This window comes from Aeromonas sp. 600527 (assembly GCF_049175415.1).
Lineage (GTDB): Bacteria > Pseudomonadota > Gammaproteobacteria > Enterobacterales > Aeromonadaceae > Aeromonas > Aeromonas veronii_A.
On record NZ_JAAKVA010000027.1, the window covers coordinates 26,439 to 38,495 of the forward strand.

Sequence of the window (12,057 nt, forward strand, 5' to 3'; positions counted from 1 at the left end):
CTTGAACCATGCGTATTTGGGGTAAGGTGCTGGGCGCCTTCTTCGGTTTTCTGCTCGGCAATATCATCGGCGCCCTGATTGGCCTCTGGATCGGCCACCGTTTCGACCGTGGCATGGGGTTGCAGGGGGCGTTTCGTCGCGGCCCGAGTCAGGAGCAGCAAGCCGTCTTCTTCCACGCCACCTTCTCGGTGATGGGTCACATCGCCAAGTCAAGCGGTCAGGTGACCGAACAGGAGATCCGGGTTGCCTCCAACCTGATGGATCGTATGCGGCTGGCGGGCGAACAGCGTGCCCGGGCACAGGAGTCATTTCGTCTCGGTAAAGAGGCCGACTTCCCGCTGCGCGAGACCCTGGCCGAGTTCCGCCGTGCCAGTCTGGGGCAGCGCGATATCCTGCGCTTCTTTCTGGAAGTACAGCTGCAGGCCGCCTTTGCCGATGGTCGGGTAGAGGATGGTGAACGTGCCATCCTGCACACCATTGCTGATGAACTGGGATTCAGCCGCATCGAGCTGGCCCGCATTCTGGCGATGGCCGAGGCGCAGATGAACTTCTTCAATCAGGCCCATGGCAAGTATCAGGGGGGCGGTGCGGGTGGCCAGCAGTATCGGCAGGCGCCTCCCTCGGCGGATCGCCTCAAGAATGCCTACCAGCTGCTGGGGGTAAGCGAGAGCGACAGCGATCAGGATATCAAGCGCGCCTACCGCAAGGAGATGAGCAAGCATCACCCGGACAAGTTGGCCGCCAAGGGGTTGCCGCCGGAGATGATGGAGATGGCCAAGGAGAAAACCCAGGAGATCCAGCAAGCCTGGGAGTGGATCCGTGAGGCCCGCGGTATCCGTTAAGTGCCAAAGTCAGGCTGGAACAGACAATAAAAAGCCCCGCAGCAGTGCGGGGCTTTTGTTTTGCCTGTTTTATCCGGGCCGTCTTACTTGGCCGGAATGGCTTCCAGTACGTGTACCAGCAGTTGCCAGAAACGCTCGACTGCCGGGATGTGTACCTTCTCGTCAGGGGAGTGGGCACCGCGGATGGTCGGGCCGAAGGAGACCATGTCCCACTCCGGGTAGGCACTCTTGAACAGACCGCACTCGAGACCGGCATGGATCACCATGACGTTGGGCATGGTGCCGAACAGGGTCTGGTAGCTATTGCGTACCAGCGCCATGACGGGGGAGTCCACGTTCGGCGCCCAACCCGGGTAGGCACCGGTGAATTCGCAGCTGGCGCCTGCCAAGGTGAACAGGGAGCGGGTCATCTGCTCGATGCTCTCGCGACCGGAGTCGATCAGGGAGCGGATCAGGCACTGGACGTACACTTCGCCATCCTGAGTCTTGATGACCCCCAGGTTGGTAGAGGTTTCGGTCACGCCGGGCATGGCATCGCTCATGCGCATCACGCCGTTCGGGCAGGCCATCAGGGCATCCAGCAGGCGCTGCTGCAGGGAGACGCTCATCAGCTTGGCCGGTTTAGGGGCGCTGTTGACCAGCACGGTCAGGTTTGGCTCGGTGGCGGCCAGTTCGGTCTGGTAGATCCCGGTGTAGCGGTCAACCAGCGCCTTGAACTCGTTTACGCTGGCAGCAGGCACCAGCAGGGTGGCACGGGCTTCGCGCGGGATGGCGTTACGCAGGGTGCCGCCGTGGATCTCGGCCAGACGAACACCCAGCGGCTCGGCTGCTTTGAGCAGACGCACCAGCAGCTTGTTGGCGTTGCCACGGCCGCGATGGATATCGCAACCGGAGTGACCGCCACGCAGCCCTTTGACCGCCAGCTCGAACGCTTCACCTTCAGCAGCATCAACCAGCTCGAGCGGGAAGCGGATATTGGCATCCACACCGCCAGCGCAGCCCATATAGACTTCGCCATCCTCTTCGGAGTCGGTGTTGAGCAAAATTTCGCCCTCCAGCCAGCCCGCTTCCAGACCGAAAGCGCCGGTCATGCCGGTCTCTTCGTCTGTGGTCAGCAGCACTTCCAGCGGGCCGTGCTTGATGGTCTTGTCAGCCAGTACTGCCAGGCAACCGGCCATGCCGATGCCGTTGTCGGCACCCAGGGTGGTGCCACGGGCAGTGACCCACTCGCCATCGACATAGGCATCGATGGGATCGGTCGCGAAGTCGTGTTTGGTGTCGGCGTTGGCCTGCGGCACCATGTCGATGTGGGCCTGCAGTACCACGGCTTTGCGATTTTCCATCCCCGGGGTGGCCGGTTTCTTGATGATGATGTTGCCGACCTTGTCCTGCTTGACCGCCAGACCTTCCCCTTGAGCCCATTGGATGATCCAGGCGCTCAGTTTGGCTTCATGTTTGGAAGGGTGGGGGATGGAGCAGATCTGTTCGAAGAAATGCCAAATCAGTTTGGGAGAGAGAGAGCTAAGCTGTGCCACGTCGGGACTCCTTACCAGCACGGAATTAACAGGGCCCCATCAGCGGGCCGGGGAAGAGGATAACGATAATACAGTCAATCACACAAAAATGTGAGCAATCAGCGCAAATCGCAGGCAGCTTGTGCTGGCTGATGGCAACCAGGCAGTACGATCGTCAGGTTCGGACGACGCTGACCGATAGAAAAGAAAATATGTGACCGATCTCACAAAAATATTGAATTTAACGCACCGACTGGTAAATTAGCTCCCGTGGTTCGCCACCCGTCAGGATGACGATGAAAGCCTCCAGGGAACCGAAGCAAAGCAAGTGCGCCTCCATGGAACCGAGTGTTCGTTCAAGGATTTGAGCCCGCATTAAAGGTACGTAACTTGTTAAGCAATCAGGAGTTTCAATATGCCAGGCAGCAACTCAACCTATTGGTTTGCCCCTTCTTTGTATACCCAGGGTTTCAGCTACCCTAACCCCTTCGTCACTCGTCGCTAAGACGAGCTGCCCAACCAGGCAGAGGCGAGAAAGCAGCAGGTGCGTGAGGTAAATCCTCCCCCTGCTATTTTTTTATCTGCGATTTGCCGTACAGCCCATTAGGACTCGGCAGCAGGGACGGCAGGTTAGTCGTTTGGCGCTCTAGATGTGCCGAATGGAGAGGGTGATGCCGATTTTTCCTGTTTTTGGCATACGTTTGCCAGGCATTTTCTCTGCAAACGGTGCTATCATATCGGCCCAACAGCCTGTCCGCGGTTTGGACACATCATCTAACCGATCGCCGGATAAGCCCATCTTGCTTCCATTGTTATCAGATTTGCTGCCGAGGCTTAGCCCTGAGGCAGCCGAAGTGCAATCTGAATTCAGTCGGGCAAGGGCCGCCATTTACTGGCATCCGCAGGGATAATTGCGGGTGTTGTTATTTTAAGTGATTGTTTTTAAATAACTATTCGAGATCGATAACATGCCGAAAAAGTTTTATGTGTCGTGGGACAACCTGCAACGTGAAGCTCGCCGTCTGGCCCGTCGTCAGCTGCCTGTCAGCCAGTGGAAAGGTATCATCGCGGTCAGCCGTGGTGGCCTGGTGCCCGCAGCCCTGATGGCCCGTGAACTTGGCATTCGTAATGTGGAAACCCTCTGCATCTCCAGCTATGACCATGACAGCCAGCGCGAGCTGGTGGTCGTGAAGGCTGCCACCACCGCTGGTGACGGCGAAGGCTGGCTGGTGGTGGAAGATCTGGTCGACACCGGCACTACCGCCAAGGCGATCCGCGAGCTCTACCCGAAAGCCAAGTTCATCGCGATTTTCGCCAAGCCGATGGGCGAAGCGCTGCTGGACGATTTCGAAGTGGCGATCCCGCAGGATACCTGGATCGAACAGCCGTGGGATATGGCACTGGAGTTCGCCACACCGATCTGCGACGAAAAGTAACGGGATCGGGATGTGACGCTCGCTGCGTCCATTGGTCGCAACCGGCAATAATGGTTTCACAGGGCTCCAATTTGGAGCCCTGTTTTTTTGTGTATCAATCTGTTGCAGGGTGGCTGATGGGCAGTAAAAGTGGTTAAGATGAGCTATTGCCTGATATGAATGGGACACTATCTTGGACTTGAACGAAGACCTAAACCTGACCGAACAGCTCTTTACCCGCGTCAAGAAGGTATTGGAAACATCCGAGATCTCCAACTCCAGTGCGGCTGATCTGGCGCAAGCCGAATCAGACGAGATGTTTATCGACGGTTCCATGTCAAAGAGCTGGTATCGCCTGCTGCGCCGCCCCTCCTGGACTTGGCAGGGGGCAGATCCCATCGAAGTGGAGCAGACCCTGGCCCGCATCGCCATGGCGACCGGCGAGCGCACCCACGATTGCTATCTCGATACCATCAAGGGTTATGTGCCCGGCAACTGGATTTACGAGTGGAGTCAGGTGGCTGGCAACTATTTCAAGCAGGGCCGCGCACTGCGCGAGCTGGGGGATAATGCTGGCGCCCTGAAACAGTTACTCAAGGCGGTACGCTATTACTCCATCGCCAGCTATCCTCATCTCAAAGACGATGAGCTGGCGGATCAGGCCCAGCTGCTTGGCAACATGGCCTATCGCGAGGCGGGTCGGCTGTTCAAGGTTCCGCTCAAAGAGATCCAGGTGCCTTTTCGCGGCAAGCATATTCAGGGTTATCTCCACCTGCCGACTACCGAAAAGCCGGTGCCGCTGGTGATCATCAGCGGCGGGATCGACTCCCTGCAGCTCGATTTCCTCAACTTCTATCTCAAACGGCTCGAGCCCAACGGTATCGGCATGCTATCCCTCGATATGCCCGGGATTGGCTATGCCGAGCATTGGCCATTGGTGCAGGATACCAGCCGCCTCCATCAGGCGGTGCTCCATTACCTTTCCGAAGTGGCCTGGGTCGATCATCAGCGTATCGCCATGGTGGGGATGCGTCTGGCGGGCAATATCGCAGCCAGATTGGCGTTTATCGAACCGTTCAAGCTGCGGACTGTGGTCTGTGTCGGCGCCGGGGTCAATCAGGTGTTTACCAATCAGGAGCTGTTTGCCAAGTGTCCGCGCATGATGCGGGACAGTCTGGCCAACCGGTTGGGGGCGGATGCAGCGCAGTGGGACGGCATGCGTACCAAGTGCCAGGTATTTTCACTTAAAACACAAGGATTACTGGGGACTCGCACCTCAGTGCCGATATTGAGTATTGGACACAAGCGAGATTTCATTTGTCCCGAGCAGGATGTACGGGCATTGGCGGCGGCCAGTCGTAACGGCAAGGCCATCGTATTCGACAAACAGCCTTTGCTGGAGGTGTATGACAAGGCTCTGGACGAAATCGTCGAGTGGCTGAAACAGCATTTGTGTACCTGACATTGCGCTAAAGAACTGACGCCATCCCGAGGTGGCGCGGCTTGTTTAACAGGGAGGTTAACATGTCTGAAAGAGTGACCTACAAGCGACTGCTGAGGCAGTTTGCTGCCATTGGCCCCTATTTGCGCGAAGATCTCTGCGAAGAGGGGCATTATCGTTTCGACTGCCTGTCGGTCTGTGTCAGCGCCAAGCCGGCGCCGGACAAACGGGAGTTCTGGGGCTGGTGGCTGGTGCTGGAGCAGGACGATCACCAGTTCCGCTATCACTATCAGTTCGGTTTTTACAATGCCGATGGTGAGTGGCTCGACAAGCCGATCCCCAAGAAGCATCAGGTGGAGGTGGAACGCACCCTCAAACGCTTCTACAAGCTCATCAGCGACAAGCTGGCCGCGCTTGAGTGTCACCTGTCTCCTGCCGAGCAGGTCACCAACGAGTTGACCGTAACGGCAGCCTGATCCCCTGAAGCTCTGCGAGTTGCATCTGTTACTCGCAGGGCTCCAGTTCTCTCTCCTCCCGTTTTTTCTCCTCTTCCACCGCACCATGAATTGCCTTGCAGGGCACCATGGCCGTGGGTATAAAGATATTCCTTACTTTTTTAGCCTTTATGCTCCCATGGAAAACAGAACCATAGTCGTCAAGTTGGGCACCAGCGTGCTCACAGGGGGGTCTTCCCAGCTCAATCGTGCCCATATGGTCGAGCTGGTCAGACAGTGTGCGGCCTTGCACCGTCACGGCCACAGGGTCGTGGTCGTCACATCAGGGGCTATCGCCGCCGGTCGTGAACATCTGGGTCACCCGCCACTGGCGCCAACCCTGCCCAATAAGCAGATGCTGGCGGCTGTTGGTCAGACCCAGCTTATTCGGGTATGGCAGGATCTGTTCAACCTCTACGGTCTGCATATCGGCCAGATGCTGCTGACCCGCGCCGATCTGGAAGATCGGGAACGCTATCTCAATGCCCGCGATACCATGCGCACCCTGCTTGATCACCGCATCATTCCGGTCATCAACGAAAACGATGCGGTGGCGACCGCCGAGATCAAGGTCGGCGACAACGACAACCTCTCCGCACGGGCCGCTATTCTGGCGGATGCGGATCTGCTGATCCTGCTGACCGACCAGAAGGGGCTCTTTACCGCCGATCCGCGCACCAATCCCGATGCCCAGCTCATTGAAGAGGTGCAGACCATCGACGATACCCTGCGCTCGCTGGCGGGTGACAGCGTCAGTGGCCTCGGTACCGGCGGCATGGCTACCAAGCTGCAGGCCGCCGATGTGGCGCGCCGCGCTGGTGTCAACGTGGTGATCGCGACCGGCCAGATGCCAGAGGTGATCGGTCGTCTCGCCAAGGGCGAGCGGATTGGCACCCTGTTCCCGGCGCTGGCGTCCCCGCTGGAAGGGCGCAAGAGCTGGATCCTGGCAGGCCCACCCCCTCACGGCGAAGTACATGTGGATCAGGGCGCAGTGGCCGCCATGAAGGAGAAAGGCTCCAGCCTGCTGCCCAAGGGGATTGTCGCAGTCAAGGGCGACTTTATTCGGGGCGATGTGGTGCGCATTCTTGATCCCAAAGGAGCCGAGTTGGCGCGCGGTATCTGCCGTTACGATCATCTGGAGCTGGACAAGCTGCGCGGCGTCCACTCGGATCAGATTGAGCAGGTACTGGGCTATGGATATGGTTCAGTAGCCATCCATCGAGACGATATGGTGCTGCTCTAATCAGCGGCACGGCATGAACAAAAGGGAACCGAGATGAGTCTGGAGAAAATGGGGCAGGCGGCCCGTGAAGCCGCCTATCAGCTGGCTACCGTCAGCACGGCGCAGAAAAACCGGGCGCTGGCCGCCATCGCCGACGAGCTGGAGGCGCGCAGTGAGCAGGTCCTCGCCGCCAACGCGAAAGATATCGCCGCCGGCCGTGAGGCGGGCTTGTCAGAGGCGATGCTGGATCGCCTGCTGCTCAATCCGGCCCGGCTGGCCGGGATTGTGGCGGATGTGCGCAAGGTGATCACGCTGGATGACCCGGTCGGCGCCGAAATGGATAGCCGGGTGCTGGAAAATGGCCTGCGACTCTCTCGTCGTCGGGTGCCTATCGGGGTTATCGGCGTCATCTACGAGGCGCGCCCCAACGTCACCATCGACATCGCCAGCCTCTGCCTCAAGACTGGCAACGCCAGCATATTGCGCGGCGGGCGCGAGACCTTCCACTCCAATCTGGAGCTGGTGCGGGTGATCCAGCATGCCTTGGCGGCCTCCGGTCTGCCCGAGGCGGCGGTGCAGTACATCGACAACCCGGATCGGGCGCTGGTCGGCGAGTTGCTGCGTCTCGACCGCTATGTGGACATGATCATCCCCCGTGGCGGTGCCGGCCTGCACAAGATGTGCAAGGAGAACAGCTCCATCCCGGTCATCATCGGCGGGTTCGGTATCAGCCATATTTTCGTCGACGAGAGTGCCGATCTGGTGCGCTCTCTGGCGATCATTGACAACGCCAAGGTGCAACGCCCCTCCGCCTGTAATGCCCTCGATACCCTGCTGGTACACGAGAAAGTCGCTTCGGCTTTCCTGCCGCAGCTGGTGACGCTGATGAACGAGCGCAAGGTGACGCTGGTGGCCGCGCCCAACGCCATGACGCAGTTAGCGGGTGCCGACAACCTGTGCGAGGCGGGGCCGGAGGATTTCGATACCGAGTGGCTCGGGCTGACCCTGGGGGTCAAGTTGGTGGCGGATGTGAATGAGGCGCTGGCCCATATGCGCGAGCACAACGCCGGCCACTCCGATGCCATCCTGACCAACGATTTGGCCAACGCCGAGCGTTTTGTCAATGGCGCCGGTTCGGCGGCTGTCTATGTCAACGCCTCCACCCGTTTCACCGATGGCGGCCAGTTTGGTCTGGGCGCTGAAGTGGCGGTGTCGACCCAGATGCTGCATGCCCGTGGCCCCATGGGGTTGACCGAGCTCACCAGCTACAAGTGGGTAGGGCAGGCCGATTACCTCAGCCGCGCCTGATAACCGGTTGTGTCAGATACAAAAATGCCGACCCCTTGGGTCGGCATTTTTTTCGCGGGTATCGTGCCGATACCACGCAGTGCGATATCCCTCGGGGTTATTCCCCGTGATAGAGCGCCTTGTCACCGTGCTTGAGCACATAACCCTTCCAGATAAAGAGGGTGTAGCCGCTGCCCTGCCACGACCAGTTGCCCTCCGCACCTTGACGGGTCAGCGCAAGCAGCTCGCCACTTGGTAGATGCAGTTCGGCCTGCGTCTGATCGGCGTTGAACAGCACGAAGGCGCTGCTGGTCTGGCTGGCATCGGTCGGATTGAGCCGGATACCCTCTTCAAACAGGCGCACACATTTGCCAGTCAGTGTTGACCACTGATAGCCCGCACTGCCGATACAGCCGTGGCTGTCGCGATCGCTGCCCACCAGATGTTGTTCCGGTGTACTGCATGCCGCCAGCAGCAGAGAGGCGGCCATCAGAGTCAAGGTGCGCATGGTTACTCCTGAATATCCCGTTCGATGACGATGTTGGAGAATCCCAACTCTTTGAAGTAGTTCTCCTGGTAATCCTTCACGCTTTTCTTGTCACGGCGACATACCTGAGCCAGCTGGGCCTCCATGGCGTGGAAACTGGAGAGATCCAGCCCTTCGGCTGCGGCGATGGCGTCGTAGATGCTGCGGAACTTGTCGTTGGCATAGCCGAGCTCTTTGGCCTGTTTTTTATAGGTGTACGTAATCTTAAAGGCCATCTTGCCCTTCCTTCTTCGATTTGGCTTGCTTGCGCTGGACGTAGAGGTAGAGGCTTTCGACCTTCTCCCGAGCCCAGGGGGTCTTGCGCAAGAACTTCAGGCTGGACTTGATGCTGGGATTATCGGTGAAGCAGCGGATATTGATCTGCTGCCCCAGCTCTTCCCAGCCATAGTGCTCGACCAGCGCGGTGACGATGGCCTCCAGCGTCAGCCCGTGCAGCGGGTTGTTCTTCTGCGAGGCGTTCGGTTGCTCGCTCATGCCTGCTCCGCCAGCTTGGCAAAGGGCTGACCCATGCGGGTGGTGACCCCGTTGGCCAGATGGGGCTCGAAACCGGCCAGCATGCCCGGACCAAACAGGCAGACGACAGTACTGCCCAGCTTGAACAGCCCCATCTCGGCGCCTTTTTGCAGGGTGATGGCCTCGTCGCCGGTGTAGTCCCAGCGCACCACCTTCTTCTCTTTGGTCGGAGCAATGTTACCGGCCCAGATGGTTTCGATGCTGGCCACGATAGTGGCACCGACCAGCACCAGCGCCATGGGGCCGTGCGGAGTGCGGAAGGTGGCGACCACCCGCTCGTTGCGGGCAAACAGGTTGGGCACGTTCTCGGCGGTGAGCGGGTTGACGGAGAAGAGATCCCCCGGCACGAACACCATGCTCTCCAGTACGCCGTCCAGCGGCATGTGGATGCGGTGATAATCCTTGGGCGCCAGGTAGATGGTGGCGAAGTCGCCATCCTTGAACGGTGCCACCAGATCCTCATAACCGCCCAGCAGCTCGCGGGCGCTGTAGTCGTGGCCCTTGGCCTGAATGATGCGACCCTGCTGGATGGGGCCGAGCTGGCTGACGGTGCCATCCACCGGCAGCGCCAGGGTCATGGCATCTTCTACCACGGGACGGATACCGGGCTTGAGCTCGCGGGTGAAGAACTCGTTGAAGCTCTTATAGTGGGCCGGACTCTCGTGCAGCGCCTCGCTCATGTCGACCTGGTACTGCTTGATAAAGGCCTCGATCACCCTGGTGGTGAGGTTGCCTGCTTCGGCAGCCGCAAGTTTGCCGACCAGGCGAGAGAGGACGTGTTTGGGCAGACAGTATTGACCGGCAATTTTCAGGTTGTCAGTAATGCTCATGTTCATCATCAAGGTAGGTTGAATAGGGTCACAGGCGCGCCTGTTGGCGACCGTGACGGGCTTCCTGCATGGTTTCCAGGATGCGGTGATAGTTGTGGAAGCGATCGGCGCTGATGGCGCCCGCGTCGACCGCGGCGCGCAGGGCACAGCCGGGATCGTCCTTGTGGGTACAGTCGCGGAACTTGCAGCCACCCAGGTAGTCGCGGAATTCGACGAAGCACCAGGTGATGCGTTCGGCTTCCAGATGCCAGAGGGCGAACTCGCGGATCCCGGGGGAGTCGATGAGATCGCCGCCGCTCGGGAAGTGGTAGAGCCGCGCCGTGGTGGTGGTGTGCTGGCCGAGCCCCGAGTTTTCGGAGATCTCGCCGGTGAGCACATCCAGCCCCGGCATCAGGGCGTTGGTGAGGGACGACTTGCCCACCCCGGACTGGCCGACGAAGATGCTGATCTTGTCGGTGAGCTTGGCTTTCAGCTCATCGAGCCCTTCACCGCTCTCGCAGCTCACCAGCAGCACCTCGTAATTGAGCTTGCGGTAGGTTTCGAGCTGGCTCTCGATGCGCGCTCTGGCGGCATCATCAAGCATATCGACCTTGTTCAGCACGATGAGGGGGCGGATCTCCACATCCTCGGCAGCCACCAGATAGCGGTCGATGATGTTGGTGGAGAACTCGGGCATCACCGCCGAGACGATGATGATCTGGTCGATATTGGCGGCGATGGGTTTGACCCCGTCGTAGAAGTCCGGCCGGGTCAGTACCGAGTGGCGCGGATGCACTGCTTCGATGACGCCCGCTGTTGCGGCATTGAGGCCGGGACGCCACACCACCTTGTCGCCGCACACCAGACTGCTGATGCTGCTGCGCCGCAGGTTGCTGCGGTGAATGGTGCCATCGCTCGCTTCCACGTCCGCGTGCTGACCGAAACGGCTGATCACCACCCCTTCGATGGCCGGGCCAAACAGGGTGTCATCCACCTCTGTGGTGTGCTCTTTTTGCAGCCGCCGCTCGCGGTTGGCCTGGACGCGTCTTTGTTGACCCAGATTGAGTTTTGCTTTCTTTGCCACTCGATTCGCCAGTTTATGAACAGATCCAAAGCCAGTATGATACATGCAAATTGGCAAAATTCCGCCATTCCTCCCAACAGAGAGAGTAATCATGACAGTCAGCGCGCAGAACCTGGTATGGATCGACATGGAGATGACGGGTCTCGACCCCGAAGAGAACGTGGTACTGGAGATTGCCACCATAGTCACCGACAAGGACCTGAACGTGCTGGCCGAAGGGCCGGTCATCGCCATTCATCAGAGTGATGAAGAGCTGGCCAAGATGGACGACTGGAACGTCAACACCCATACCAAGAGCGGTCTGGTGGCCCGGGTCAAGGCGAGTCAGCATGACGAGGCGAAAGCCGTTGCCGAGACCCTCGAGTTCATTCGCCAGTGGGTGCCGGAGCGCACCAGCCCGCTGTGCGGCAATAGCATCGGTCAGGATCGCCGCTTCATGGTCAAGCACATGGCCGAGCTGGAAGCCTTCTTCCACTACCGCAACGTCGACGTCAGCACCATCAAGGAGCTGGTACGCCGCTGGCAGCCGGAACTGCTGGAGCAGTTCAAGAAGAGCGGCACCCACCAGGCGCTGGACGATATCCGCGAATCCATCGCCGAGCTGCAGTTCTATCGCAGCCACGTCTTCAAGATCTGATTCCCCGGCAAGGGGTTGTCATGCGCTGGCTGCTAAAATCGACAGTTCGGCCAGCTTTTGAGCGAACGCGCGCAACCAGACAAAAAAGCCCTTGCAATTGGAATGACTGCTCTTATAATTCGGCTCCCGTACAGTAGCGCAAGCAACCAAATGCTGTACGGCCGGTTTTAAGGTAGTTGCGGGAATAGCTCAGTTGGTAGAGCACGACCTTGCCAAGGTCGGGGTCGCGAGTTCGAGTCTCGTTTCCCGCTC

At 59.2% G+C, this 12,057-nt stretch carries 12 protein-coding genes, 1 tRNA gene and 1 pseudogene; 8 read left to right on the plus strand and 6 right to left on the minus strand.

The genetic code is table 11. The features are described 5' to 3' along the window. The first annotated feature begins 8 nt into the window (after positions 1-8). Positions 9-842, plus strand: a complete 834-nt coding sequence (gene djlA / locus G5154_RS20585) for a co-chaperone DjlA (protein ID WP_421251594.1) — start codon at positions 9-11, stop codon at positions 840-842. Between the two features lie 83 nt (positions 843-925). Here djlA and G5154_RS20590 read toward each other — a convergent pair whose 3' ends face one another. Continuing rightward, positions 926-2,377: an aminoacyl-histidine dipeptidase gene (locus tag G5154_RS20590; protein WP_064338705.1), complete on the minus strand. Its 1,452-nt coding sequence runs from the start codon at positions 2,375-2,377 to the stop codon at positions 926-928. Positions 2,378-3,324: 947 nt separating this feature from the next. Here G5154_RS20590 and gpt point away from each other — a divergent pair. From gpt to G5154_RS20615, 5 genes and pseudogenes are all read left to right on the plus strand, one after another. Beyond that, positions 3,325-3,792 (plus strand): xanthine phosphoribosyltransferase, encoded by a 468-nt coding sequence (gene gpt / locus G5154_RS20595; protein WP_005339007.1) that lies wholly within the window; start codon positions 3,325-3,327, stop codon positions 3,790-3,792. A 172-nt stretch (positions 3,793-3,964) separates the two neighbouring features. After that, complete coding sequence (frsA, locus tag G5154_RS20600) at positions 3,965-5,233, plus strand: esterase FrsA (RefSeq protein ID WP_421251593.1); 1,269 nt, start codon at positions 3,965-3,967, stop codon at positions 5,231-5,233. 62 nt (positions 5,234-5,295) lie between these two features. Continuing rightward, positions 5,296-5,688, plus strand: a complete 393-nt coding sequence (gene crl, locus G5154_RS20605) for a sigma factor-binding protein Crl (RefSeq protein WP_421251592.1) — start codon at positions 5,296-5,298, stop codon at positions 5,686-5,688. A gap of 157 nt (positions 5,689-5,845) precedes the next feature. After that, complete coding sequence (gene proB / locus G5154_RS20610) at positions 5,846-6,949, plus strand: glutamate 5-kinase (RefSeq protein WP_033114873.1); 1,104 nt, start codon at positions 5,846-5,848, stop codon at positions 6,947-6,949. 15 nt (positions 6,950-6,964) lie between these two features. Continuing rightward, positions 6,965-8,236, plus strand: a pseudogene (locus tag G5154_RS20615) (glutamate-5-semialdehyde dehydrogenase); the annotation flags it as partial. Between the two features lie 97 nt (positions 8,237-8,333). Here G5154_RS20615 and G5154_RS20620 read toward each other — a convergent pair. The 5 genes from G5154_RS20620 to rsgA are packed head-to-tail and all read right to left on the minus strand — an operon-like array spanning position 8,334 to position 11,168. Then, entirely contained in the window at positions 8,334-8,723 is a 390-nt protein-coding gene (locus tag G5154_RS20620; protein WP_335875103.1) for a hypothetical protein, read from the minus strand. Between the two features lie 2 nt (positions 8,724-8,725). Then, on the minus strand, positions 8,726-8,977 hold the full coding sequence (locus tag G5154_RS20625) for a DUF2960 domain-containing protein (protein ID WP_158111945.1): 252 nt from the start codon (positions 8,975-8,977) through the stop codon (positions 8,726-8,728). Continuing rightward, positions 8,967-9,236: a VF530 family DNA-binding protein gene (locus tag G5154_RS20630; RefSeq protein ID WP_005349372.1), complete on the minus strand. Its 270-nt coding sequence runs from the start codon at positions 9,234-9,236 to the stop codon at positions 8,967-8,969. The genes G5154_RS20625 and G5154_RS20630 overlap by 11 nt, the downstream gene beginning before the upstream one ends. Further along, positions 9,233-10,105: an archaetidylserine decarboxylase gene (gene asd / locus G5154_RS20635; protein ID WP_421244798.1), complete on the minus strand. Its 873-nt coding sequence runs from the start codon at positions 10,103-10,105 to the stop codon at positions 9,233-9,235. Before asd ends, G5154_RS20630 begins: the two co-directional genes overlap by 4 nt. 28 nt (positions 10,106-10,133) lie before the next feature. Further along, positions 10,134-11,168, minus strand: a complete 1,035-nt coding sequence (rsgA, locus tag G5154_RS20640; RefSeq protein ID WP_421263986.1) for a small ribosomal subunit biogenesis GTPase RsgA — start codon at positions 11,166-11,168, stop codon at positions 10,134-10,136. 91 nt (positions 11,169-11,259) lie between these two features. Here rsgA and orn point away from each other — a divergent pair, with 91 nt between their 5' ends. Beyond that, a complete protein-coding gene (orn, locus tag G5154_RS20645) occupies positions 11,260-11,805 on the plus strand; it encodes an oligoribonuclease (RefSeq protein ID WP_279491281.1) in 546 nt (181 codons plus the stop codon). A 178-nt stretch (positions 11,806-11,983) separates the two neighbouring features. Beyond that, positions 11,984-12,056, plus strand: a tRNA-Gly gene (locus G5154_RS20650). Position 12,057 lies beyond the last annotated feature (1 nt).